Source organism: Sphingomonas sp. Leaf5, assembly GCF_001421155.1.
Taxonomy (GTDB): Bacteria; Pseudomonadota; Alphaproteobacteria; order Sphingomonadales; family Sphingomonadaceae; genus Sphingomonas.
This window is the reverse complement of sequence record NZ_LMJZ01000001.1, coordinates 742,155-765,000: the sequence shown is the minus strand read 5'-3', so window position 1 is coordinate 765,000 and position 22,846 is coordinate 742,155. Positions and strand designations below refer to the sequence as shown.

The window sequence follows — 22,846 nt, the reverse complement described above, 5'->3', positions numbered from 1 at the left end:
CCGGGCAGGTCGACCCGGCCCAGCACCGCTTCCGACGCATCCTGCACATGGGTGGCGGGCGACAGCGGATCGACCGGGCGGCGCGTCGCGACAAACGCGTCGACCGGCAGCAACCGGGCGTCCGCTTCGCCCAGCAAGGTGAAGCTGCGTTCCGCCGCGATCGCCGCCGCGACCTCGGGCACCGGCCCCAGCGTCACCGTGTCCGAATCGAGCTGGATCACATAGTCGTTGGCGCGCAGGTCGAGGATCGTCAGCAACCGCTCCCACACATCGCGGCGAGGGCACGGATCGGTCGCGACCGACTCGATCGCGATGATTCGCAGGTCGCCGAGCTGCGCGGCCAGCACCGCCTTGTCCGCGGCCGTCAGCGTGCCGTCGTCGAGGATCACGACGCGCCCGCGCCGCAAATGATGCAGCAGCGATTTGACCGCGACCAGATAGGGCAACAGCACCGCGCTGCCGATCATCGAAAAGACGATCACCCCGTCGTCGCGCACCATCGCCGGCGGCGTGGCAAGGATGCCGCGCGCCAGCCGGCGGTGCCGCCATTGCTTCCAGTGCCAGTTGAGATGTTCGCCGAGCGAGGCCATGACGCCGTCTTATCGGCCGCCGGTTAAACGCGCGTCAACCGGCGCGCCCGGGTTCGTTATCCCTGCTGGATATAGTCGCGCATCGCCTTCGCCTCCGCCTCGATGCCGTCGATGCGATATTTGACGAGGTCGCCGATCGACACGAACCCGACCAGCCGGTCGGCGTCGATCACCGGCAGGTGCCGGATGCGCCGCTGCGTCATCAGCGACAGCGCCCCCAGCACCGACGCCGCCGGATCGACGGTGATCGCCGGACTGGTCATCCGTTCGGCCACGGTCAGGTCGAGCGCGTCCGCGCCGCGTTCGACCAGCGCGTGGATCATGTCACGTTCGGAAAAGATGCCGACGACCTCGGCCCCCTCCAGCACCGGTACCGCCCCGATGCGATGCTCGGCCAGCAGTGCCACGACCTCGCGTACCGTTCGATCGGCTCCAACCGATACGACCGCACGCTTGCCCAACAGTTTCGCGATGGTCATCGCCCTATCCTCCATCGGTGCGCCGGTCCGACCCGCCGGCGCATCCATGGGTTGAGAATTTCATGCTTCGCCGCCATTTGAAAGCCATGGCGAACGATCTCGACGAACCAGAATATGCCGCGTTCGCCTGGGGACGATTTCGCTGGCTGCTCAGGGTGATGGCAGCGATCTCGGCGGTCGCCGCGCTGCTGGCGCTGGCCGGCATCTGGTGGTGGATCGGATCGATGAACTGGGTGATCGCCGCGGCGACGCTGGCCGGCGTCGGATTCTCGGTGATGCTGGGCGGCGCGCTGATGGCGCTCGTGTTCCTGAGCAACGGATCGGGCCATGACGCCGCCGTCGACGCGTTCAATGCCGATCGCGATCCGGGGCGTGACAGGCGGGGGTAAGGCCCCGCTACAGGCTCTACGTCGCCGCGGATAAAGCCGAGACCTCTGCACAACTCTCGATGGTCTGTACCCCGGCGAAGGCCGAGGCCCGGTTGGGGGACGCTGGCACGCTACGGAATAGCCTTCCCAACTGGACCCCGGCCTTCGCCGGGGTACGGTGGAGCGCCGGTGCCGTTCGGTACTTTCGCAAAGGTCATAATTAAGTCCGGGTGACGGATCGCCCTTCGCAAGCCTCGCAACGCATCCGTCCCCAACACAGCAAAACCCGCCGGTCGCCCATCGACGTCCGGCGGGTTTTGCGGAAAGCGTCAAGCGACACGCCCGGTCCCTCGGGACCGGAGCGGCTTACTTGATCTTCGCTTCCTTGAACTCGACATGCTTGCGCACGACCGGGTCGTACTTGCGGAAGGTCAGCTTTTCGGTCTGGTTGCGCGGGTTCTTCTTGGTGACGTAGAAGAAGCCGGTATCGGCCGAGCTGACGAGCTTGATCTTGACGGTGGTCGGCTTTGCCATGACCCAAAAACCCCTTGGGCCTGACGCCCGCGAATTGACAATGAATAGCGGCCCGCCACACGGGGGCTGCTGCAAGACGTGGGCGCATGAGCCAATCCCCGGCCAAAGTCAAGACGAGCGGCCTTCATCGGAACGTAACGATCGCATCCTAGCTTGGGATTCAAAGCGTTGGAGGTAAGGATGCGGATCGAGTCAGTGCACATCGATGCGGAACGGGCACTACGCGTCGGGCATCGCCTCTGTCCGTTGGCGGAGATCGAGGCGATTCGCGCCATCGCCATCGCCGAATCGAGTCTGCCCGCGCTCAGCATCCTTGCGGTGGTCGACGCCGCGATCGCCCGGGGCGAACGCCGGTCGATCGGCGAATGGACCGCGCTCGCCCGCGAAGCGATGCATTGCGGCCGCAGCGACATCGCCACGGCGCAGGCCTATGCCGCCGCCTGCACGGTGCGGTTCGCCGACTGATCCGGCAACGACATGGACCCGCTCGTCCCCGCGTTCGTCGCGGTCCTGCTGGCCGGGGCGAGCGACCGGCCACCGCTGCTCGCCGCGATCCTGTCCGACCGGTCGGGACGCGGCGCACTGTGGGGCGCGATCGTCGCACAGGCGGCGGGTTTCGTGCTGGCCGCGATCGGCGGCATGCTGGTCGCGCCGATCCTGACCCCCAATGCCCGCGACCTCATGCTCGCCGTCGCGCTGATCGGCGCCGCGACGTCGGTGCCGTTTCCGGCGCGAATCAAGGACCGCCTCGGCGACTGGCGACTGCCGCCGTTCCTGACCGGGCTGCTCGGCATGGCGGTTCTGACCCTTGGCGACCGCAGCCAGTTCCTCGTCTTCGCGCTCGTGGCGCGAACCCCCGATCCCGTGACCGGCGCGGTCGGGGGTGCGCTGGCCGGCGCGATCCTGCTGCTGACGTCGGCGACGCTCGGTGAACGCAACTGGCTGAAGCTGCCGCTTGCCGCGGTGCGCGCGATTGCGACGCTGATGCTCGGCCTGACCGGCGCGATCCTCGGTCTCGGCGCGCTGCGCCTGCTGTGATCTGCCCCGGCGATCACCACGACCGGATTTTTGAGCGGCGCGGCCGGGAAAGATTCGCCAGCGCGATCGTTGCTGAACCGAACCATATCCTGCCGGAGATTTTGCCCGTGACCAACCCCGCGCTCGACACCCCCACCGACCTGCCCAACAACAAGACGGTGACCGTCGCCGACGGGCTGAACGCCGCGCTTGCCGATTGCTTCACCCTGTATCTGAAGACGAAGAACTTCCATTGGCACGTCTCCGGCCCGCATTTCCGCGACTATCACCTGATGCTTGACGATCAGGCTTCGCAGATCCTCGCCGTGACCGACGTCATCGCCGAACGCGTGCGCAAGACCGGCAACACCACGCTGCGCTCGATCGGCGACATCGCGCGCCGCGCCGCGATCAAGGACAATGACAAGGATTTCGTAAAGCCCGACGACATGCTCGCCGAGCTGCGCGACGACAATCTGAAGCTGGTCGAGCGTTTCCGCGAAGCTCGCGAAGCTGCCGAGGATGCCGGCGACACCGCGACCAGCAGTCTTGCCGACGAATGGATCGATCAGGCCGAGGAACGCGCCTGGTTCCTGTTCGAAGCCGCTCGCAAGGGCTGATCGGGTGCGCGGGGCGGTCTTGCCGCCCCGCCCGTCCGCATGAACCGATGCGCGCCTTTGCCGATCTGCTCGACCGCCTGATCTACACCCGGTCGCGCAATGCCAAGCTGGCGCTGATCGGCACCTATCTGCGCGATACGCCCGATCCCGATCGTGGTTGGGCGATCGCGGCACTGACCGGCGATCTCGACCTGCCCGCCGTCAAATCGGCGACGATCCGCGCGCTCATTACCGAACGCACCGATCCCGTCCTGTTCGCCATGAGCCGCGATTTCGTCGGCGACACCGCCGAAACCGTGGCGCTGCTCTGGCCCGAACCGCCGCCCGGCACGATCCATGATGCCGATCCGCTGACGCTTGACACCGTCGTCAGCCGCCTCGCCAGCCTGTCGCGTTCCGATGCGCCGCGCGCGCTCGCCGACATGCTCGACCGGCTCGAATCCGACGAACGCTATGCGCTGCTGAAACTCGCCACCGGCGCGCTGCGCGTCGGCGTCTCCGCCCGGCTTGCCAAGACTGCGCTGGCGCAGGCGTTCGGGCTCGATGTCGATGCGGTCGAGGAAGTGTGGCACGGCCTCGCCCCGCCCTATGCCGAACTCTTCGCGTGGGCGGAGGGGCGCGGCGAGCAGCCGCATGCCGCCGACCTGCCGGTGTTCCGGTCGTTCATGCTCGCCCACCCGCTCGACGACGGCGTGGTCGACCTCGCCGACTATGCCGCCGAATGGAAATGGGACGGCATCCGGGTACAACTGGTCCATGTCGGGGCCGAGACGCGCCTCTACAGCCGCGCCGGCGACGACATCACCGCCGCCTTTCCCGAAGTCGCCGCCGCCTTCCGCACACCCGGCGTGCTCGACGGCGAATTGCTGGTGCGCGGCGATGGACAGGGCGCGAGCGTCCATGCCGATGCCGGTGCCGCCAGCTTCAACGCGCTGCAACAGCGGCTCGGGCGGAAAGTCGTGTCGAAGGCGATGCTGGCCGACTATCCCGCCTTCGTTCGCCTCTACGACATCCTGTTCGACGACAGCGAGGATCTGCGCGAGCAGCCATGGACCGCCCGCCGCGCCCGGCTCGAAACCTTCGTGCCGCGGCTCGACCCGACCGTCTTCGACCTGTCGCGCCTGATCGACGCCGCCGATTTCGACGCGCTCGCCAATATCCGCAGCGGTGCCCGCGACGCCGCGATCGAGGGCGTCATGCTCAAGCGGCGCGACTCGCCCTATGTCGCCGGCCGTCGCGTCGGGCTGTGGTATAAATGGAAACGCGATCCGCTCGTCGCCGACTGCGTGATGATGTACGCCCAGCGCGGCAGCGGCAAGCGATCGTCCTTCTATTCCGACTACACCTTCGGCTGCTGGACCGGCGACCCGGCCGAAGGCGGCGAATTGCTGCCGGTGGGCAAGGCCTATTCGGGCTTCACCGATGCCGAATTGAAGGATCTCGACCGCTTCGTCCGCCAGCATACCGTGCAGCGCTTCGGTCCGGTTCGCGAGGTGGAGAAGACCCTGGTCTTCGAAGTCGCGTTCGATTCGATCCACGCATCGAAACGCCATAAATCGGGGGTCGCGATGCGCTTCCCCCGGATCAACCGCATCCGCACCGACAAACCCGCGGCCGAGGCCGATCACGTCGCGACGCTGCTGAAACTGGTGAGCTGAACCCTGACTTTGTCGTACCCCCGTGTAGGCAGGGGTCCAGAGCCCCGCGCCACAACCGTCGCTTCCTGCGACCGTGGAATCCCGTCATCGCAAGCCTGCGGATCACCCCGCCACCGGCTCCAACGCGATCTCGAACAGCATCGGCCACCATTTGCCCGTAACGAACAGCCGCTTGGTCCCCGCGTCCCATGCGATCCCGTTCAACACCGCCTCCGGATCAAGCGCCCCCAGTTCCGCGCGCAGCGGTGCAAGATCGACCAGCCCGTCGACCGCCCCCGTCGCCGGATCGATCCGCACGATATAGTCGCGGTGCCAGATATTGCCCCACAGCTTGCCGTCGATCATCTCCAGCTCGTTCAGGTTATGCACCGGGCGGCCATTGGCGGTGATCGTCACCCGTCGCCGCTCCCTGAACGTCTTGGGGTCGAGGAAGCGCAGCGTCGGCGTCCCGTCCGACAGGATCAGCGACTCGCCGTCGCTCGCCAGTCCCCAGCCCTCCCCGGCATAGCGCGCGGTGCCGACCGCCTTCAGCGTCTTGGCGTTCCAGCGATGGGCGATGCCGTCCATCCACGTCAGGCTGACCAGCAGCTGCCCGTCGACTGCAAGCCCTTCGCCGAACTGCTCCCCCGGCAGCCGGGCGCGCGCCAGCACCTTGCCGTCGGCCAGATTGACCCGCCGCACATCGGATACGCCGGGCTGTCCGGTACTCTCGAACAGCGCCCCGTCATGCCACACCAGTCCCTGCGTGAAGGCGGTGCGATCATGCGGATAGCGCGCGACGATCCGCGCCGAAATCCCCTCGACCGGGACCAGCTGCACCGGCGCAAGCGGGGGGGCGCCGGTCTGCGCGGACGCGGCGGTGGCGAGCGCCAGGCTCAGGGGCATCAACCAGCGGATCATCGTCGTCGTCATCCTCGCATCCGCCTTGCCCGTTGCTGAACCGTCAGAAGGGTACCGCCGGGCCGGCGGGCACGATTCCGGTCGGATTGATATCCTTGTGACTGCGATAATAGTGCGTCTTGATCTGGTCGAGATCGATCGTGTCCATGACGCCCGGCAATGCCGCGATCCGTTCGGTCAGCGCGCGCAGCCGTGGATAGTCGAGCAGGCGTCGGACATTGCATTTGAAATGCCCGTGATACACCGGGTCGAATCGCACCAGCGTGGTGAACAACCGGATATCCGCCTCGGTCAGCCGGTCGCCGACCAGCCATTCGCCCGTCAGCCGGTCCTCCAGCCAGTCGAGCGAGTCGAACAGCGCGGCGACCGCGTCGTCATACGCGGCCTGCGTCGTCGCGAAGCCCGCGCGATAGACGCCGTTGTTGACGCTCGCATAGACGCGGTCGTTGACCGCATCGATCTCGCCGCGCAGCGCCGCCGGATAATAATCGCCCGGCGTCGCGCCAAGATCGTCGAACGCGGTGTTCAGCATCCGGAGGATGTCCGACGATTCGTTGTTCACGATCCGCCGTTCGGCCTTGTCCCACAGCACCGGCACGGTGACCTTGCCGGTCATGTCGGGATCGGCGAGCGTATAGAGCTGGTGCAGATGATCGACGCCGTTGACCGGATCGCCGTTACCGCCGAACGCCTCCGCAAAGCTCCATCCCTGCGCACCCATCAACGGCCCGACCACCGTCACCGGCAGCAAATCCTGCAAACCTTTCAGCGTGCGCACAACCAGCGTCCGATGCGCCCACGGGCAGGCGAGGCTGACATACAGATGATAGCGCCCCGCTTCCGCCGGAATACCGCGCTGCCCCTCCGGCCCCGCATCGCCATTGCGGGTCAGCCAGTCGCGAAACCCGCTCTCCGCCCGCTGGAAATTGCCCGATTCGTCGGTCGGTGCGACCGGCGTGTCGTTGGTCCAAACCCCGTGCTGCAACATGCCCATCGACGATCCTTTCGCTATTCGGCCATGCAACGCAGGGCGGCCGATTTCCGATCAGCCTCGATTCGCCGAACGGAGCGATTTCGATCGAGAGGATGTGAAGCGGCGAGGGACCGGCGCGCATCCGTCAGTTAGCCCGCTCCTGATCCGCAGCGGGAATCGGACGCGGCCGTCGATCCGATCAAACCTTGTCGGTTTCCCCATCCCGCTTTCGGGCAACTCCTCGGCGCTGCAAGAAGCAGTCGACCATGCACCAGTCGCCGCCTGTCCCCTCGCCGGACTGGTCCAGTTGTCGCTGTTCAGCATCATCGCCGTGCCGATCTGCCTGCTGCTCGGGCTGCCGCTATGGCATTGCGCGATGCGATCGGGACGACAGCGCCGCGGCGACGCTCTGCGCTTCGGGTTGATCGCCGGTGGCCTGATCGGGGCGGTGATGGCGATCATCGGCGATCCTGGCACCCGCTGGTTCGACGAACCGCTCGACTTTCTTGGCTATTGTCTCGCCGGTCTCTGCGCAGGCGGGGTAACCTATCGGCTCGGCTATCGCCGACCCTAACCTTCCGACGCCGTCATGTTCGTCGGTCGCAGCAGCTTCGAGCGTGTCGAGAACGCCGGCCCCGTAGGACGACCGTCCGCTCAGGGATTCTGGATCAGCCGCAACAATGACCCATCGGGATCGAGCAACGCGCCGATCCGCAGGCCGTTCTGCTCGCGTGCCGGTTGCAGTCGGGGAAAACCGGTCGGTTTTTCCGCGATCCCCGCCGCCTGCGCGACCGCGTAAAATGCGTCGAGATCGTCGAGCCGCAGGCAACTGCCATAGCCGCTCGTCGCCGGATCGAAATCGGGCCACGGAAAGAATTCGAGCGTCAGCGATCCGCGTTCGAGGATCATCCAGGTCGGGTCGCGCCATGCCTCGTCAAATCCGAGCGCGGCGAAAAAGGCCGATGTCACCGCGAAGTCGCGCGACGGCAAATTGGGTGTCGCCAGATCCATCGGATGCCCGATCCCGTACGGGGTTCCTCGAAACGAAAAAGGCCGGCCACCCTTGCGAGTGACCGGCCGCTTTCCTGTCGCCGAAGCGCGAACCTCAGAGCTTGTTGAGGTTCACCGCGGCATGCTTGCCGCGACGATCGACCTCGAGTTCGAACTCGAGACGATCGCCTTCGTTGAGCGTCGGGAGACCCGCGCGCTCGACGGCCGAGATGTGGACGAATGCGTCCGGCTGTCCATCGTCGCGCTGAATGAAGCCGAAGCCCTTCATCGCGTTGAAGAACTTCACGACGCCGCTGGCGCGTTCGCCGGTCAGCTGACGCTGCGGGCCGCCCATGCCGCCGCCTGCGCCGCCACGGGGGCCGGCATCACGAGGTTCACGTGCTTCGCGCGGTGCGCCACCGCCGGTCACGGCCATCGGTTCGCCGTCGATCTTCAGATCGGTCGCCGAGATGCGGCCGCCGCGATCGACGAGCGTGAAGCCCATCGGCTGCCCTTCGGCCAGCGCGCTCAGCCCGGCCTGTTCGACGGCCGAGATGTGCACGAACACGTCTTCGCCGCCATCATCACGGACGACGAAACCGAAGCCCTTCTGCGCGTTGAAGAACTTTACGACACCGGTCGCTTCGCCGACGACCTGCGGGGGCATGCCGCGGCCACCGCCGCCGCCGCCACCACCGAAGCCGCCACCGCCGCCGCCGAAGCCGCCGCCACCGCCGCCACGGAAACCGCCGCCGCCGCCACCGAAGCCGCCACCGCCGCCACGATCACCGTAGCTGCTGCCGCCGCCGCCAAAGCCGCCGCCGCCAAATCCACCGCCGCCGAAGCCACCGCGATCGCCGCCGAAGCCGCCGCCGCCGTAGCTGCTGCCGCCGCCTTCGTCACCAAAACCGTCGCGCTTGTCCCTGCCGCGCCCACCGCGCTCGCCGCGCCGTCCTCGATCGAAACTCATTGCCCTGTTCGTCTTCCTGGTTCGCCCAACTTCATTCTAAACCCAAGCGCCGAGCGAAAAACGCAGGTGTCCGGGCACCGCCAAGCCGGGTGCCACATCCCTGCATAGCGTAAAAGCGCGCGGTCCCAAACGAATTTCGCCGCTGCAATCGTTCCTGTCGCCGCGATCATGGCGATTATCTTGCGATTATGTGGCGAAGACGGCACAGAATCGCCCGATGGACACCATCATGGCGCTGATCGCCGACCCGACGGCGTGGGCCGCATTCTTCACGCTGGTCGTACTGGAAGTCGTGCTCGGCATCGACAACCTGATCTTCATTTCGATTCTGTCGAACAAGTTGCCGGCCCATCAGCAACAACTGGCGCGGCGAATCGGGATCGGCCTCGCGCTGGTCATGCGGCTACTGCTGTTGTCGATGATCGCGTTCATCGTCTCGCTGACGACTCCGGTGTTCGACCTCGGCATTCAGGGGTCGCCCGACGGCTATGGCCGGCCGAGCTTCGAAACCGCCTTTTCGTGGCGCGACCTTATCCTGATCGTCGGCGGGCTGTTCCTGGTGTGGAAGGCGACGAAGGAAATCCATCACACGATGGACGACGAACCCACCGGCGACGCGCTCGACAAGAAGGGCAAGGCCGCCCTCGGGCTCGGTTCGGCGATCGCGCAGATCGTCGCGCTCGATATGGTGTTCTCGATCGATTCGATCCTGACCGCGGTCGGCATGACCGACGAGGTGCCGATCATGATGGCCGCGGTGATCGTCACCGTCGGCATCATGCTGGTCGCCGCCGATCCGCTGGCGCGCTTCATCAACGCCAACCCGACCGTCGTCATGCTCGCGCTCGGTTTTCTGCTGATGATCGGCGCGGTGCTGATCGCAGACGGCTTCGGCGTGCACGTGCCCAAGGGCTATATCTATGCCGCGATGGCATTCTCCGCCGGGGTCGAGACGCTCAACATCGTCTCGCGCCGATCGAAGACCAAGAAGCGCATGGCCAGGGAAGCCATTGAGCGCGAGGCTTCCAACCGCTAGGCGCAACCGATGAGCGTTTATTTCCACGAAGAAGATCTGCCGGCCGACGTGTTCGCCCCCGGTGCCGACATCGCCGTCGATACCGAGACGATGGGCCTGATCACCCCGCGCGACCGGCTGTGCGTCGTGCAGCTGTCCGATGGCGGCGAGAACCAGCATCTGGTCCGCTTCAATCCCGGCAGCGACTATGCCGCGCCGAACCTGAAGGCGGTGCTGGCCGATCCGGCGCGGGTGAAGCTCTATCATTTCGGCCGGTTCGACCTTGCCGCGATCCAGCATTATCTGGGCGTCACCGCCGGCCCGGTATTCTGCACCAAGATCGCGTCGCGGCTGGTCCGCACCTACACCGATCGCCACGGCCTGAAAGAACTGGTCCGCGAACTGCTGGGGCAGGATCTGTCCAAGCAGCAGCAATCGTCGGACTGGGGCGGGCCGGTGCTGTCCGATGCGCAGCGCGATTATGCCGCCTCCGACGTCCGCTTCCTCCACGCGCTGCGCGAGGAACTGGCGAAGCGGCTGGCCCGCGAGGGGCGCACCGATCTGGCGCAGGCGTGTTTCGATTTCCTGCCGCACCGTGCCGCCCTCGATCTCGCCGGCTGGCCCGAGACCGATATCTTCGCGCACATGTAGGGGTAGAGGATGTCGGAAATCGCCCGCCAGGAACGCTCGCGCCGGCAACGCCGTGCAGCGCCGGGCAGCGCGCATGACCGGCTGATCGGATTCCTGATGGTCGTGCTGCCGATCGGCATCGGCGTGCTGGCGGCGTTTCTGGTGATGGCCCCGCTGTTCATGCGCGGCGACACCAGCTTCGTGCTCGACAAGAACAAGGTCGCCGTCGCGCAGGAACGGATGCGCCTGCGCGCCGCCGAATATCGCGGACAGGATGCCAAGGGCCAGCCCTTCGTCATCGATGCCGGGTCGGCGGTGCAGAAAAGCTCGGCCGAACCGGTGGTGCAGCTGCAGGAACTGGCCGCCGCCATCCGCCTGCCCGATGGTCCCGCGCGGCTGACGGCACCGCGGGGCCGCTATGACATGCAGGCCGAACAGGTCACGGTGAACGGCCCGATCCGCTTCCGCGCGGCGGACGGCTATGCGCTCGACACCAACGACGCGACCGTCGATCTCAAGACCCGCCGCCTGCAAAGCGGCAGCGCGGTCACCGGCACCACTTCGATGGGAACGTTCAGCGGCGACCGGCTCGACGCCGATCTCGAAGCGCGCACCGTGCGGCTGACCGGCAATGCCCGCTTGCGTATCGACCCGGCACGCACGAAATAGCCGCGATGATTCGCCACGCGCTTCCGGGCCTTGCCGCCACCTTCGGCCTCCTCGCCATCGCGGGATCGGCCCCGGCACAGATGCGGCATAACTCGAACGCGCCGATCGATTTTTCGGCGAACGCGATCGAATTGCAGGATCGCGCCAACCGCGCCGTCCTGAGCGGCGGCGTGACCATTCGCCAGTCGACCATGACGCTCACCGCCGACCGCGTCGTCGTCGCCTATGTCGGGCAGGTCACCGAAGGTGCCTCGCCGCAGGCATCGCGCATGGACGCGACCGGCAACGTCACCGTCACCCGCCCTGACCAGACCGCGAAGTCGCGCTTTGCCGTTTACGACGTCAATCGCCGCGTGGTGACGATGATCGGCGGCGTGCAGCTGACGCAGGGGGCCAACACGCTGACCGGCGGGCGGCTGTCGATCGACCTCGACACCGGTCGCGCGACGATCGATGGGTCGGGCGTCGGCACCACCGCCGCGCCGGGCGGGGCGGTCCAGCAGAGCGGCGGTCGCGTGACGGGGCGGTTCTCGGTTCCCAAGCGGAATTAAGCGTCCGGCGCGTTTGCCCCGCCGGTGACGATTAAGCCTGCATTCATCGCATAACCTGCGCCGGCCGGCGATCGGACCTTCCGCCACCGCCGCTTTCATGCAATATTCCTGCCAGTCGTTCCGTCCTAACGGTACGGTAACCACTGCCATGCGATCAGGACGCTGCCGATGACCGACACCACCCTGTTGTCCCGCAGCGCCGACGCTGTCCCCGTGCACGAACGCCCCTCCGACCGGGGGCTGTCGGTCGTGTCGATCGCCAAATCCTATGACAAGCGCGTCGTGCTGTCCGACGTGTCGATGTCGGTGGGGCGTGGCGAGGTCGTCGGCCTGCTCGGCCCCAACGGCGCGGGCAAGACGACCAGCTTCTATTCGGCGATGGGCCTCGTAAAGCCCGATGCCGGCCGCATCCTGCTGGACGGCGAGGATATCACGGCGCTGCCCATGTATCGCCGCGCGATCCTCGGCCTTGGCTATCTGCCGCAGGAAACGTCGATCTTTCGCGGGCTGTCGGTGGAAAAGAACATCCTCGCCGTGCTCGAACTGGCCGAACCGGACAAGGTGACGCGCGCGGCGCGACTCGAACAGCTGCTCGACGAATTCGGCCTCACCCGGCTGCGCACCGCATCCGCCATGGCCCTGTCGGGCGGCGAGCGGCGGCGCGCGGAAATCGCGCGCGCGCTGGCGGCCAATCCGACGATCATCCTGCTCGACGAACCCTTTGCCGGCATCGATCCGATTTCGATCGCCGACATTCGCGATCTGGTGATCCAGCTCAAATCGCGCGGCATTGGCGTGCTCATCACCGACCACAATGTCCGCGAGACGCTCGAAATCGTCGACCGCGCCTATATCATCTATGACGGACGGGTGTTGTTCGCCGGTTCGCCGTCCGAACTGGTCGCCGACGCCAATGTCCGCCGCCTGTATCTCGGCGAAGGGTTCGAACTCTAACCACGATGAGCCTCGCGCCTCGCCTCGACCTGCGCCAGTCGCAATCGCTGGTGATGACGCCACAGTTGCAGCAGGCGATCCGCCTGCTCGCGCTGTCGAATCTCGAAATCGAAGGGTTCCTTGCCGAGGAGATCGAAAAGAACCCGCTGCTCGAATCGGGCGGCAGTGACGATGACGGCCCGGCGACCGAAGCGGCCGATCCGGTCGCGGCCGGCGACCCTGCTGGGTCCGACGAACTGCTGGGGCTGGGCGCGGCGAGCGGCGAATCGCTCGACCTCGATCTCGGCGAAACCTTCCATCATGACAGCGCGTCGGACGGGGTCGGCTCGCTCGACGGCGGTCTCGGCCTTGCCGCGACCGGTGCCGGCGGGTTCGAGGATGCCCCCGATCTCGACGCGCTGGCCAGCGCCGACATCTCGCTGATCGACCATCTGCTGCAACAGGCCGGGGCCTGCGTCGCCGGGGCCGACCTGTTCATCGCCAGCGCGATCATCGATCAGATCGACGATTGCGGTTATCTGTCGGGATCGCTGCTCGACATCGCCAACCGCCTCGGCGTACCGCTCGCCCGCGTCGAAGCGGTGCTGGGCATCGTCCAGACCTTCGACCCCAGCGGCGTCGGCGCGCGCAGCCTTGCCGAATGTCTCGCGATTCAGGCGCGCGAGGTCGACCGCTACGATCCGTGCATGGCGCGGCTGCTCGATCATCTCGACCTGCTCGCGCGCGGCGCGCTGCCGCAGTTGCGCCGAATCTGCGAGGTCGACGACGAAGACCTGACCGACATGATCCGCGAGTTGCGCGGCTATGATCCCAAACCCGGCTGCCGCTTCGGCGGCGAACGCGCCCAGTCGGTCGTCCCCGACCTGTTCGTGGCCCCGCGCGGCGATGGCTGGGCGGTCGAGATCAACGGCGCGACCCTGCCGCGCGTACTGGTCAATCGTGACTATTTCGCCGAACTCAATGCAAACGGCACCAAATCGTCCAAGGCATGGCTGTCCGACTGTCTCGCCAGCGCCAACTGGCTGGTGAAGGCGCTCGACCAGCGGCAGCGCACCATCCTGAAGGTCGCGACCGAGATCGTGAAGCAGCAGGAGGCGTTCTTTCGCCAGGGCGTCGCCCATCTCCGTCCGCTGACGCTCGCGCGGATCGCCGAGGCGATCGAGATGCACGAATCGACGGTCAGCCGGGTGACCTCGAACAAATATCTGTCCTGCCCGCGCGGGCTGTTCGAGATGAAGTATTTCTTCACCTCCGCCATCCAGTCGGCCGATGGCGGCGAGGCGGTGTCGGCGCTCGCGGTCAAGGAAGCGATCCGCAGCCTGATCGCCGCCGAAGACCCGAAAAAGATCCTGTCCGACGACACGCTGGTCGAACTGCTGAATGCGAAGGGCTTCGACATCGCACGGCGGACGGTGGCGAAATATCGCGAGGCGATCGGGCTGGGCTCCTCGGTCCAGCGCCGCCGGCAAAAGGCGCTCGGCCGCTAACGCTTTCCTACAGGCAGCAGCGGGTGGCAGGGTCGCCGGCGCTCTTTCCCACCGTCGATCCCGCCGTCCCGCGACCGGGCTAGGTCACGCCGATCGCGAAACGCGTACGAGTGTGACCTTTGTGACCTTTGACCGGCGCAAAACCATTAAGCCGCTGTAATCCCACGGCCCGACCCCGCTCCCACCCGTTCGGTTCGAGCAGCTTCGAGCCTGTCGAGAAGCGTCCGTCGAGAACGCGCTTGCGAACGATAAGTCACCCTCACCCTTCCCACCCGGCTACTCCGGGCGGGCCCCTTCCCTCTCCCGGCGGGAGAGGGAAGGAGGCGCGAAGCGCCGGAAGGGTGAGGGCGATCGCACGGTAATTGTTAAAGGTCGCACTCGCGGAACTTCGTTCTCGATACGCGCTCTCGACAGGCTCGATCGCTACTCGAACCCAACGGAGCCGGAACAAGGACGAAGGCTGGCCCTAAACGTCCAGCTTCTCATAATCGGCCGGCGGCGGCACGCCTTCCATCCGCTCGGCGAGCAGCGGCCGGAAACTCGGTCGGCTCTTCATGCCGACATACCAACGCTTCGCCAGGTCGTGCGTCTTGAAGTCGATCCCGCCCAGATAGTCCGCGATCGAAATCTGCGCCGCCGCCGCCAGATCGGCGAGACTCATCGTCGCCCCGCCGATCCATTGCCGATGGTCGAGCAGATAATCGATGTAATCGAGATGCTCGACCGCCGCCTTCATCGCCTCGCGCAGGACGCGCGTGTCGGGCGTCTGGCGATGGACGATGCGCTTTTCCATCCGCTCCATCAGCAGCGGTCCGGTGATCTCGCGATAGAATTGCGTGTCGAACCACGTCACCAGCCGCCGCTGTTCGGCGCGGTCGGCGGCGCTGCCGTTCAGCATCGCCGGCTTGTCGCCCGTTTCCTCGATATATTCGCAGATCGCCATCGAATCGATCAGGCGGATACCGGCCTGCTCGTCGATCATCACCGGCGTCTGTCCGGCCGGGTTCAGGTGCAGGAACTCGTCCCGCCGCGTCCATGGCGATTCGCGCACCGGCTGATAGCCGATGCTCTTCTCCGCCAGCAGCAGACGGACCTTGCGCGAGAAGGGACATAACGGGAATTGCAGAAGCTGCCACATCCCGTCGTGTTAGGCGGCACGGCGACGGCGCGGAAGGGGATTCGTGTGGGATTGCTGATTGCTCTGGTCTGGCTGACGGCCGCGATCCTGCTGGCGCGCGCCTCGCCCCGGCCGATCGTCCACGCCGCGGCGGCGATGTGTGCCGGGATCGCGGGCACCACCCTGCCCGATCTCGACCTGTGGCTGCCGATCGGCCATCGCAGCGGCCTGACCCATTCGCTGCTGCCCCTCGCACTGGCGCTGATCACGCGCCGCTGGCGACCGGTGATGGCCGGTCTCGCGATCGGCATCGGCCTGCATCTCGCCGCCGACGCCTTTCCCAATGCGATGCGCGGCTTCGCGACGGTCAAGCTGCCGGCGATCGGATCGCTGGGCGTGTCCGGTTCCTATGCGTGGCTCGGGGTTCAGGCGGTGGTGGCGACGGTCACGGGCGCGGTGCTGCTGGCGGCCGCGCTGCCGACCGGGCTCGCGCTGCTCACCGCCTTGGCGCTGGCGGCGATCGGCATCGCCTATCTGTTCGTCACCGATGGCGGCTGGTGGGCGCTGACGGTCTACACCGCGTTCGGCTGGATCTCCGTACGCCGCCGGACCGGTCGGCATCTGTCCTGACGGCGGACGCGACCCGACGATAGCGCGACGCCGCGACGATCGACCAACCGTCGCGGCGCGCTGGTTCAGGCGGCGGCGACCGCCTGTCCCGGTTCCCCCGCCGCATCGTCGAGCAACTGGTGCGGCAGCCGCGTCAGCATTTCCTTCGGCACCACCTGCCAGAACCGACCCTTGCACCGGTCCCAATCCTCGAGGATCGCGCCCGACCATTTGCTGTCGGTGGCGGCATGATGCTGGGCGATCAGATCCTTCAGCACCCCTTCCCAATGCGCCGATCCCAGCCGGTGGAGCGTGATGTTCTCCGGATTGTGGTTGCGTTCGAAGCTGGCGTCATGGTCGTAGATGAACGCCATGCCGCCGGTCATGCCCGCCCCGAAATTCGTGCCGGTCCGCCCCAGCACCACCGCGACACCGCCGGTCATATATTCGCAGCCATTGGCGCCACAGCCCTCGACCACCACGGTCGCGCCCGAATTGCGGACCGCGAAACGCTCGCCCGCCTGCCCCGCCGCGAACAGCTTGCCGCTGGTCGCGCCGTACAGCACGGTATTGCCGACGATCGTATTCTCGTGGCTGCGCAGCGGCGACGACACCATCGGCCGCACGATGATCGTGCCGCCCGACAACCCCTTGCCGACATAGTCGTTGGCGTCGCCGAACACTTCCAGCTTGATGCCCTTGCACAGGAACGCGCCGAGGCTCTGCCCGGCACTGCCGCGCAGCCGCACCGTGACATGGCCATCGGCCAGCTTCGACATGCCGAACGTGCGGGTGATCTCCGACGACAGCCGGGTGCCGACCGCGCGGTGGGTGTTGCGCACCGAATAGGTCAGCTGCATCTTCTCCCCGCGGGAGAAGACCGCCGCCGCATCCTTGATCATCTGCGCATCGAGGCTGTCGGGCACTTCGTTGCGGAAGGTCGACAGGCTGAACCGCCGCTCGCTCTCGTCGGCATCGACCTTCGCGAGGATCGGGTTCAGGTCGAGATCGTCGAGATGCTCGGCCCCGCGGCTGACCTGCCGCAGGAACTCGGTCCGCCCGACCACGTCGTTCAGGCTGCGGACGCCCAGACGCGACAGGATCTCGCGCACTTCCTCGGCGATGAAGGTCATCAGGTTGATGACCTTTTCCGGGGTCCCCGTGAACTTGGCGCGCAGCCGCTCGTCCTGCACGCACACGCCGACCGGGCAGGTGTTGCTGTGGCACTGGCGCACCATGATGCAGCCCATCGCCACCAGCGACAGCGTGCCGATGCCGAACTCTTCGGCCCCCAGAATCGCGGCGGCGACGATGTCGCGCCCGGTCTTGAGGCCGCCGTCGGTGCGCAGCACTACCCGACCACGCAGGCCGTTCAGCGTCAGCGTCTGGTTGACCTCCGACAGCCCCATTTCCCACGGCGTGCCGGCATATTTGATCGACGTCTGTGGGGACGCCCCGGTCCCGCCGACATGGCCCGACACCAGAATGACGTCGGCATGCGCCTTCGCCACGCCCGCCGCCACCGTGCCGATCCCGGCCGACGACACGAGCTTCACGCACACCCGCGCCTTCGGGTTGATCTGCTTCAGATCATAGATCAGCTGCGCCAGATCCTCGATCGAATAGATGTCGTGGTGCGGCGGTGGGCTGATGAGGGTCACCCCCGGCGTCGCATGGCGCAGCTTGGCGATGAACTCGGTCACCTTGAAGCCGGGCAACTGTCCGCCCTCGCCGGGCTTGGCCCCCTGCGCGACCTTGATCTCGATCTCGTCGCAGGCGTTGAGATATTCGGCGGTGACGCCGAACCGGCCCGACGCCACCTGCTTGATGACCGAATTGCCGTTGTCGCCATTCTCATATGGCTGATAGCGGATCGAATCCTCGCCGCCCTCACCCGACACCGCCTTCGCGCCGATCCGGTTCATCGCGATCGCCAGCGTCTCATGCGCTTCGGGGCTCAACGCGCCGAGCGACATGCCCGGCGTCACGAACCGCTTGCGGATCTCGGTGATCGCCTCGACCTGATCGATCGCCACGCCGGTTTCCGGGAAGTTGAACTCCAGCACGTCGCGCAGATAGACCGGCGGCAGGTCGCGGACCCCGCGCGAGAACTGCATGTAGGTCGAATAGCTGTCGGTCGCGACCGCCGTCTGCAACAGGTGCATCAGCTGCGCCGAATAGGCATGCGCCTCGCCGCCGCCACGCTGGCGATAGAAGCCGCCGATCGGCAGCGTCGCCACCGCCGTGTCGAATGCCGCTTCATGCCGTTCGGTCGCGTTGACGTGCAGCGAATGATAGCCCTCGCCCGAAATCTTGGCGGGCATGCCGGGGAAGAAGTCGTTGACCAGCGCGCGGCTCAATCCCACCGCCTCGAAATTATAGCCGCCGCGATAGCTGGAGATCACCGCGATCCCCATCTTCGACAGGATTTTCAGCAGCCCTTCGTCGATCGCGGTACGATGGCGCTTCAGCGCCTCGTCCATGCCGATCTCCCCGAACAGCCCGCGCGCATGGCGATCGGCGATGGCGGCTTCGGCCAGATAGGCGTTCACCGTCGTCGCGCCGACCCCGATCAGCACCGCATAATAATGGGTGTCGAGGCATTCGGACGACCGCACGTTGATCGATGCGTAGGAGCGCAGCCCCTTGCGGACCAGATGCGTATGCACCGCCGCCGCCGCCAGCACGCCGGCGATCGGCACCTTGGTCGCGTCGAGATGCTCGTCGGTCAGGAACAGCTCGCTGCGCCCTTCGCGCACCGCCTGTTCGGCCTGTGCCCGGATGCGGGCGATGGCGGCGCGCAGCGCCTCCGGCCCCTCACCCGCCGGGAAGGTGCAGTCGATCTCCGCCGCCTGCGTGCCGAAATGGCCTTTAAGCCGCAGCCAGTCGGTGTTGGTCAGCACCGGGCTGTCGAGCACCAGCACCGCATTTCCGCGGTCGGCCGCGTCGAGGATGTTGGCAAGATTGCCGAACCGCGTCTTGAGCGACATGACGTACCGCTCCCGCAGCGGATCGATCGGCGGGTTGGTGACCTGGCTGAAATTCTGGCGGAAGAAATGGCTGATGAGGCGCGGCTTGTCGGAGATGACCGCCAGCGGCGTATCGTCGCCCATCGATCCGATCGCTTCCTTGGCCCCTTCGACCATCGGCGACAGGATCAGCTCCATGTCCTCCAGCGTCTGTCCGGCGCACACCTGCCGCCGCGCCAGTTCGGCCCGGTCGTAGCGGAGCGGTTCGGCGCTGGCGGCGGGCAGGTCGTCGATCGTCAGGAACTTGCCGGTCATCGCGGCATAGTCCGCCTCACCCGCGATCTTGTCCTTGATCGCGCGATCCTTGTAGAGCTTGCCCTCGCTCAGATCGACGGCGAGCATCTCGCCTGGCCCCAGTCGCCCCTTCTCGACCACCGTCGCCTCGGCGACCGGGACCATGCCCGCTTCCGACCCGACGATCAGCAACCCGTCACCGGTGATCGTGTAACGCAGCGGCCGCAGCGCGTTGCGGTCCAGCCCCGCGACCGCCCAGCGGCCATCGGTCATCGCCAGCGCCGCCGGGCCGTCCCATGGCTCCATCACGCTCGCCAGATAGTCATACATCGCGGTATGCGCTTCGGGCATGTCCGCCGCGCCCTGCCACGCCTCGGGTACCAGCATCAGCTTGGCGGTCGGCGCGTCACGACCCGAACGACAGATCGTCTCGAACACCGCGTCCAGCGCCGCCGTGTCCGACGCGCCGGCCGGGATCACCGGCTTGATGTCCTCCGACCGTTCGCCGAACGCGATGCTCGCCATCTTGATCTCGTGGCTGAGCATCCAGTTCTTGTTGCCGCGGATCGTGTTGACCTCGCCATTATGGGCAAGGCAGCGGAACGGCTGCGCCAGCCACCATTGCGGGAAGGTGTTGGTCGAATAACGCTGGTGAAAGATCGCGACGCGCGATTCGAAGCGTTCGTCGGTCAGGTCGGGATAGAAATCCGACAGGCTCTCGGCAAGGAACAGCCCCTTGTAGATGATCGAGCGGCACGACAGCGAACAGAAATAGAAACCGGTGATCTGTGCGGCGATGATCCGCTTTTCGATACGCCTGCGGACCAGATACAGGTTCTTCTCGAACTCGGCCTCGTCCATGTCCTCGGGCGCGGGGCCGGCGATCATGATCTGCTCGATCTCGGGACGGGTCGCCTGCGCCTTCATGCCGATCACCGACACGTCGACCGGCACCTGCCGCCAGCCATAGATCGACCAGCCCGCCTCGATGATCTCCGATTCGACCAGCGTCCGGCAGGTTTCCTGCGCACCCAGATCGGTGCGCGGCATGAACACCATGCCGACCGCGAGCCGCGCATGCAGCGGCTTGTGCCCCGACGCAGCGATCGCGTCGTCGAAGAAACGGTGCGGCAGGTCGACATGGATGCCGGCACCATCGCCCGTCTTGCCATCGGCATCGACCGCGCCCCGGTGCCACACGGCGCGCAGCGCATCGATCGCCGACTGGACGACCCGGCGCGACGGCTTGCCATCGGTCGCGGCGATCATGCCCACGCCACAAGCGTCGCCCTCATATTCGGGGCGGTACATGCCTTCGGTGGCGAGGCGGAGGCGTTCGGAGGTCATGTCGGTCATTGCTTTGCCTCCTTGGCTGGCGCGAGCGCCATCAGTTCCTGAACAAATTCTTTCGCGTCGGTGCCAAGTGTCGCGATGCTTTCGCTCTGCACCTTCGCTTGCCATGCCGCGACATCCGGGTCGGACATGATCGTCATCGACTGCGCGACATAGACGCGCCCCGTCGGCGTTTCGAAGAAGGTCTGCATTTCCTTGAGCTGCGCTTCCGTGAAGCGACGCGCATAGGCGTTCGACATGGCATCGACCATGCCGGGCAGGTTTGCCTTTATCGTTGCCGCGGTCTTCGCCTGCTGTCGTGCGATGAACCGTTCGAATACCGGCCGGGAGCGCGGTTCCGTTTTAATCATTCGGGCAATATCGGGCTGTTGCTGGAAGCTTCCGAGCATCGCGTTGCTGATGCTCCCGACCAGCGCCTCCATCATCTGCGCTCGCTGCGCTGCCGGAAACACCGCGTCCACGACCCGTTTGGCCGCTGCAAGTCGTGCAGGTTCAATGGCGGTAGCGGCAGCAGGCGTTGCAGGGGCTTGAGCCGTCGCAATCGCCGGCATCAGAAAAACTGCAGCTGCGAGGAGCGCCTTCACGCCGCCACCTTCGCCGCCTTGGCCTTCGCCTTCAGATACGCGTGCATCCGGTCGGTCACGTCGCGCCCATCACGGATCGCCCATACGACCAGCGATGCGCCACGCACGATATCGCCTGCCGCGAACACGCCGTCGAGCGAGGTCATCATCGACTTGCCGTCGACGCGCACCGTGCCCCAACGGGTCACCCCCAGCTCCGGCGCATCGAACAGCGTCGGCAGATCCTCGGCATCGAAGCCCAGCGCCTTCACCACCAGATCGGCATCGAGAACGAACTCGTTGCCCGGATCGGTTTCCGGCGCACGGCGGCCCGATGCGTCGGGCGCGCCGAGGCGCATCCCCGTCGCACGGACCTGCACGACCTGTCCGTCGCGATCGTCGAACGCGGCGGGGGCGGAGAGCCAGACGAACTCGACGCCCTCTTCCTCGGCATTGGCGACCTCGCGCTGCGATCCCGGCATGTTGGCGCGGTCGCGGCGATAGAGGCACTTCACCGACTTCGCCCCCTGGCGGATCGCAGTGCGGACGCAGTCCATCGCGGTATCGCCGCCGCCGACGACGACGACATGCTTACCCGCCGCATTGAGCGAGCCGTCGTCATAGGCCGGCACGCTGTCGCCGAAGCCGATTTTGTTCGACGTCGTCAGATAATCGAGCGCATCGACCACGCCGCCGCTGCCGACGCCGGGTGCCTTGATCGCGCGCGGCTTGTAGACGCCGGTCGCGATCAGGATCGCGTCGTGTTTTGCCCGCAGCTCGTCGAGCTTGGCATCGCGGCCGACCTCGAACCCTTCGTGAAAGACGATGCCGCCTTCCTTCAACCGCTCGACCCGGCGCATCACCACCGGCTTTTCCAGCTTGAAGCCGGGAATGCCATAGGTCAGCAGCCCGCCCGCGCGGTCGTACCGGTCATAGACGTGGACCTCATAGCCGAGGTTGCGCAGCCATTCGGCCGCTGCCAGCCCCGCCGGCCCCGCACCGATGATCCCGACCGATGCGCCACGCGCCGGCCCGACCGCAACCGGCTCGACCCAGCCATTTTCCCATGCGGTGTCGGTGATGAATTTCTCGACCGACCCGATCGTGACCGCGCCATGGCCCGAAAATTCGATGACGCAATTGCCCTCGCACAGCCGGTCCTGCGGACAGATGCGGCCGCAGATTTCGGGCATGGTCGAGGTGCTGTTCGACAGCTGATACGCTTCCTGCAACCGCCCTTCGGCGGTCAGGCGCAGCCAGTCGGGAATATGATTGTGCAGCGGACAATGGACCGAGCAATAGGGGACGCCGCATTGCGAGCAGCGCCCCGCCTGATCCTCGGCGGTCGGCGGAGCGTAGCGCTCCGCGATCTCGCGGAAGTCTTCCGCACGCAATTCGGCTTCCCGCTTTGCCGGATAGGCTTGGGGACGCGAAACGAACTTCAGCATTGCTTGATCGGCCATGATGCCCTCCGATGGTTTGGAAAGCATATTTGGCGGACCGAGTCACGCAATAAACGATCATTAGGTAAACATA

24 protein-coding genes (1 of these 24 running past the window's edge) are annotated in these 22,846 nt (G+C 66.3%); 13 read left to right on the top strand and 11 right to left on the bottom strand.

The window, feature by feature from the left end:
* Positions 1 to 590, bottom strand: partial view of a hypothetical protein gene (locus ASE50_RS03540; RefSeq protein ID WP_056395512.1) — the 5' portion only. The gene continues 343 nt to the left of window position 1, outside the view; the window shows 590 of its 933 coding nt (coding positions 1-590); its start codon is at positions 588 to 590; its stop codon lies beyond the left edge, outside the window.
* Between the two features lie 56 nt (positions 591 to 646).
* Positions 647 to 1,069 (bottom strand): CBS domain-containing protein, encoded by a 423-nt coding sequence (locus ASE50_RS03535; RefSeq protein ID WP_055998465.1) that lies wholly within the window; start codon positions 1,067 to 1,069, stop codon positions 647 to 649.
* Between the two features lie 86 nt (positions 1,070 to 1,155).
* Here ASE50_RS03535 and ASE50_RS03530 point away from each other — a divergent pair, with 86 nt between their 5' ends.
* On the top strand, positions 1,156 to 1,458 hold the full coding sequence (locus ASE50_RS03530; protein WP_056395508.1) for a hypothetical protein: 303 nt from the start codon (positions 1,156 to 1,158) through the stop codon (positions 1,456 to 1,458).
* Between the two features lie 345 nt (positions 1,459 to 1,803).
* Here ASE50_RS03530 and rpmG read toward each other — a convergent pair whose 3' ends face one another.
* Positions 1,804 to 1,971 carry a 50S ribosomal protein L33 gene (gene rpmG, locus ASE50_RS03525; protein WP_055757016.1) on the bottom strand — a complete coding sequence of 56 codons (168 nt, stop codon included), beginning with the start codon at positions 1,969 to 1,971 and terminating at the stop codon, positions 1,804 to 1,806.
* Between the two features lie 180 nt (positions 1,972 to 2,151).
* On the opposite strand from rpmG, the gene ASE50_RS03520 reads away from it, so the two are divergent.
* The 4 genes from ASE50_RS03520 to ASE50_RS03505 all read left to right on the top strand — a co-directional run bounded on the left by ASE50_RS03520 (position 2,152) and on the right by ASE50_RS03505 (position 5,266).
* The gene (locus ASE50_RS03520) at positions 2,152 to 2,436 is read left to right on the top strand and encodes a hypothetical protein (RefSeq protein ID WP_055998452.1); all 285 of its coding nucleotides are present in this window, start codon (positions 2,152 to 2,154) and stop codon (positions 2,434 to 2,436) included.
* A 12-nt stretch (positions 2,437 to 2,448) separates the two neighbouring features.
* Positions 2,449 to 3,009: a TMEM165/GDT1 family protein gene (locus ASE50_RS03515; protein WP_056395505.1), complete on the top strand. Its 561-nt coding sequence runs from the start codon at positions 2,449 to 2,451 to the stop codon at positions 3,007 to 3,009.
* 107 nt (positions 3,010 to 3,116) lie between these two features.
* Complete coding sequence (locus ASE50_RS03510) at positions 3,117 to 3,608, top strand: Dps family protein (RefSeq protein WP_055998447.1); 492 nt, start codon at positions 3,117 to 3,119, stop codon at positions 3,606 to 3,608.
* A 47-nt stretch (positions 3,609 to 3,655) separates the two neighbouring features.
* Complete coding sequence (locus ASE50_RS03505) at positions 3,656 to 5,266, top strand: cisplatin damage response ATP-dependent DNA ligase (RefSeq protein WP_056395502.1); 1,611 nt, start codon at positions 3,656 to 3,658, stop codon at positions 5,264 to 5,266.
* Positions 5,267 to 5,368: 102 nt separating this feature from the next.
* On the opposite strand, the gene ASE50_RS03500 is transcribed toward ASE50_RS03505, so the two are convergent.
* Together ASE50_RS03500 and ASE50_RS03495 are read right to left on the bottom strand one after the other, a co-directional pair.
* Positions 5,369 to 6,178: a glutaminyl-peptide cyclotransferase gene (locus ASE50_RS03500; protein WP_235512118.1), complete on the bottom strand. Its 810-nt coding sequence runs from the start codon at positions 6,176 to 6,178 to the stop codon at positions 5,369 to 5,371.
* 31 nt (positions 6,179 to 6,209) lie between these two features.
* Complete coding sequence (locus ASE50_RS03495; RefSeq protein WP_056395499.1) at positions 6,210 to 7,160, bottom strand: glutathione S-transferase family protein; 951 nt, start codon at positions 7,158 to 7,160, stop codon at positions 6,210 to 6,212.
* A gap of 286 nt (positions 7,161 to 7,446) precedes the next feature.
* Here ASE50_RS03495 and ASE50_RS18445 point away from each other — a divergent pair, with 286 nt between their 5' ends.
* The gene (locus tag ASE50_RS18445) at positions 7,447 to 7,713 is read left to right on the top strand and encodes a hypothetical protein (RefSeq protein ID WP_156347264.1); all 267 of its coding nucleotides are present in this window, start codon (positions 7,447 to 7,449) and stop codon (positions 7,711 to 7,713) included.
* An 80-nt stretch (positions 7,714 to 7,793) separates the two neighbouring features.
* Here ASE50_RS18445 and ASE50_RS03485 read toward each other — a convergent pair whose 3' ends face one another.
* Together ASE50_RS03485 and ASE50_RS19645 are read right to left on the bottom strand one after the other, a co-directional pair.
* The gene (locus ASE50_RS03485; protein ID WP_056395491.1) at positions 7,794 to 8,150 is read right to left on the bottom strand and encodes a bleomycin resistance protein; all 357 of its coding nucleotides are present in this window, start codon (positions 8,148 to 8,150) and stop codon (positions 7,794 to 7,796) included.
* A gap of 94 nt (positions 8,151 to 8,244) precedes the next feature.
* Positions 8,245 to 9,099 (bottom strand): cold-shock protein, encoded by an 855-nt coding sequence (locus ASE50_RS19645; RefSeq protein WP_056395487.1) that lies wholly within the window; start codon positions 9,097 to 9,099, stop codon positions 8,245 to 8,247.
* Between the two features lie 217 nt (positions 9,100 to 9,316).
* Here ASE50_RS19645 and ASE50_RS03475 point away from each other — a divergent pair, with 217 nt between their 5' ends.
* The 6 genes from ASE50_RS03475 (at position 9,317) to rpoN (ending at position 14,405) form a co-directional block, all read left to right on the top strand.
* The gene (locus ASE50_RS03475; RefSeq protein WP_056395483.1) at positions 9,317 to 10,135 is read left to right on the top strand and encodes a TerC family protein; all 819 of its coding nucleotides are present in this window, start codon (positions 9,317 to 9,319) and stop codon (positions 10,133 to 10,135) included.
* Between the two features lie 9 nt (positions 10,136 to 10,144).
* On the top strand, positions 10,145 to 10,765 hold the full coding sequence (locus ASE50_RS03470) for a ribonuclease D (RefSeq protein WP_056395479.1): 621 nt from the start codon (positions 10,145 to 10,147) through the stop codon (positions 10,763 to 10,765).
* Between the two features lie 9 nt (positions 10,766 to 10,774).
* Positions 10,775 to 11,413 carry an LPS export ABC transporter periplasmic protein LptC gene (gene lptC, locus ASE50_RS03465; RefSeq protein ID WP_056395476.1) on the top strand — a complete coding sequence of 213 codons (639 nt, stop codon included), beginning with the start codon at positions 10,775 to 10,777 and terminating at the stop codon, positions 11,411 to 11,413.
* A 5-nt stretch (positions 11,414 to 11,418) separates the two neighbouring features.
* Positions 11,419 to 11,964, top strand: a complete 546-nt coding sequence (locus ASE50_RS03460; protein ID WP_082438743.1) for an LptA/OstA family protein — start codon at positions 11,419 to 11,421, stop codon at positions 11,962 to 11,964.
* 168 nt (positions 11,965 to 12,132) lie between these two features.
* Positions 12,133 to 12,918 carry an LPS export ABC transporter ATP-binding protein gene (lptB, locus tag ASE50_RS03455; RefSeq protein ID WP_055998417.1) on the top strand — a complete coding sequence of 262 codons (786 nt, stop codon included), beginning with the start codon at positions 12,133 to 12,135 and terminating at the stop codon, positions 12,916 to 12,918.
* A 5-nt stretch (positions 12,919 to 12,923) separates the two neighbouring features.
* The gene (gene rpoN, locus ASE50_RS03450; protein ID WP_056395473.1) at positions 12,924 to 14,405 is read left to right on the top strand and encodes an RNA polymerase factor sigma-54; all 1,482 of its coding nucleotides are present in this window, start codon (positions 12,924 to 12,926) and stop codon (positions 14,403 to 14,405) included.
* Between the two features lie 466 nt (positions 14,406 to 14,871).
* Here rpoN and ASE50_RS03445 read toward each other — a convergent pair whose 3' ends face one another.
* Positions 14,872 to 15,543, bottom strand: coding sequence for a glutathione S-transferase family protein (locus ASE50_RS03445; RefSeq protein WP_056395461.1), 672 nt, complete (start codon positions 15,541 to 15,543; stop codon positions 14,872 to 14,874).
* A 45-nt stretch (positions 15,544 to 15,588) separates the two neighbouring features.
* On the opposite strand from ASE50_RS03445, the gene ASE50_RS03440 reads away from it, so the two are divergent.
* Positions 15,589 to 16,152 (top strand): hypothetical protein, encoded by a 564-nt coding sequence (locus ASE50_RS03440; RefSeq protein WP_156347263.1) that lies wholly within the window; start codon positions 15,589 to 15,591, stop codon positions 16,150 to 16,152.
* A gap of 65 nt (positions 16,153 to 16,217) precedes the next feature.
* On the opposite strand, the gene gltB is transcribed toward ASE50_RS03440, so the two are convergent.
* From gltB to ASE50_RS03425, 3 genes are read right to left on the bottom strand one after another with little or no spacing between them, the layout of a single operon-like run.
* Positions 16,218 to 20,750 (bottom strand): glutamate synthase large subunit, encoded by a 4,533-nt coding sequence (gene gltB, locus ASE50_RS03435; RefSeq protein WP_056395456.1) that lies wholly within the window; start codon positions 20,748 to 20,750, stop codon positions 16,218 to 16,220.
* The gene (locus tag ASE50_RS03430) at positions 20,747 to 21,331 is read right to left on the bottom strand and encodes a DUF2059 domain-containing protein (RefSeq protein WP_082438742.1); all 585 of its coding nucleotides are present in this window, start codon (positions 21,329 to 21,331) and stop codon (positions 20,747 to 20,749) included. The genes gltB and ASE50_RS03430 overlap by 4 nt, the downstream gene beginning before the upstream one ends.
* On the bottom strand, positions 21,328 to 22,773 hold the full coding sequence (locus tag ASE50_RS03425) for an NAD(P)-dependent oxidoreductase (RefSeq protein ID WP_056395450.1): 1,446 nt from the start codon (positions 22,771 to 22,773) through the stop codon (positions 21,328 to 21,330). Before ASE50_RS03425 ends, ASE50_RS03430 begins: the two co-directional genes overlap by 4 nt.
* Positions 22,774 to 22,846: the final 73 nt, after the last annotated feature.

Coding starts and splice junctions, on each gene's coding strand:
- ASE50_RS19645 (WP_056395487.1), bottom strand. CDS start 9,099: ATGAGTTTCGATCGAGGACGGCGCGGCGAGCGCGGTGGGCGCGGCAGG.
- ASE50_RS03505 (WP_056395502.1), top strand. CDS start 3,656: ATGCGCGCCTTTGCCGATCTGCTCGACCGCCTGATCTACACCCGGTCG.
- ASE50_RS03530 (WP_056395508.1), top strand. CDS start 1,156: ATGGCGAACGATCTCGACGAACCAGAATATGCCGCGTTCGCCTGGGGA.
- ASE50_RS03445 (WP_056395461.1), bottom strand. CDS start 15,543: ATGTGGCAGCTTCTGCAATTCCCGTTATGTCCCTTCTCGCGCAAGGTC.
- ASE50_RS03535 (WP_055998465.1), bottom strand. CDS start 1,069: ATGACCATCGCGAAACTGTTGGGCAAGCGTGCGGTCGTATCGGTTGGA.
- ASE50_RS03520 (WP_055998452.1), top strand. CDS start 2,152: ATGCGGATCGAGTCAGTGCACATCGATGCGGAACGGGCACTACGCGTC.
- ASE50_RS03470 (WP_056395479.1), top strand. CDS start 10,145: ATGAGCGTTTATTTCCACGAAGAAGATCTGCCGGCCGACGTGTTCGCC.
- ASE50_RS03485 (WP_056395491.1), bottom strand. CDS start 8,150: ATGGATCTGGCGACACCCAATTTGCCGTCGCGCGACTTCGCGGTGACA.
- ASE50_RS03460 (WP_082438743.1), top strand. CDS start 11,419: ATGATTCGCCACGCGCTTCCGGGCCTTGCCGCCACCTTCGGCCTCCTC.
- ASE50_RS03425 (WP_056395450.1), bottom strand. CDS start 22,773: ATGGCCGATCAAGCAATGCTGAAGTTCGTTTCGCGTCCCCAAGCCTAT.
- gltB (WP_056395456.1), bottom strand. CDS start 20,750: ATGACCGACATGACCTCCGAACGCCTCCGCCTCGCCACCGAAGGCATG.
- ASE50_RS03475 (WP_056395483.1), top strand. CDS start 9,317: ATGGACACCATCATGGCGCTGATCGCCGACCCGACGGCGTGGGCCGCA.
- lptC (WP_056395476.1), top strand. CDS start 10,775: ATGTCGGAAATCGCCCGCCAGGAACGCTCGCGCCGGCAACGCCGTGCA.
- ASE50_RS03500 (WP_235512118.1), bottom strand. CDS start 6,178: ATGACGACGACGATGATCCGCTGGTTGATGCCCCTGAGCCTGGCGCTC.
- rpmG (WP_055757016.1), bottom strand. CDS start 1,971: ATGGCAAAGCCGACCACCGTCAAGATCAAGCTCGTCAGCTCGGCCGAT.
- rpoN (WP_056395473.1), top strand. CDS start 12,924: ATGAGCCTCGCGCCTCGCCTCGACCTGCGCCAGTCGCAATCGCTGGTG.
- ASE50_RS03515 (WP_056395505.1), top strand. CDS start 2,449: ATGGACCCGCTCGTCCCCGCGTTCGTCGCGGTCCTGCTGGCCGGGGCG.
- ASE50_RS03495 (WP_056395499.1), bottom strand. CDS start 7,160: ATGGGCATGTTGCAGCACGGGGTTTGGACCAACGACACGCCGGTCGCA.
- lptB (WP_055998417.1), top strand. CDS start 12,133: ATGACCGACACCACCCTGTTGTCCCGCAGCGCCGACGCTGTCCCCGTG.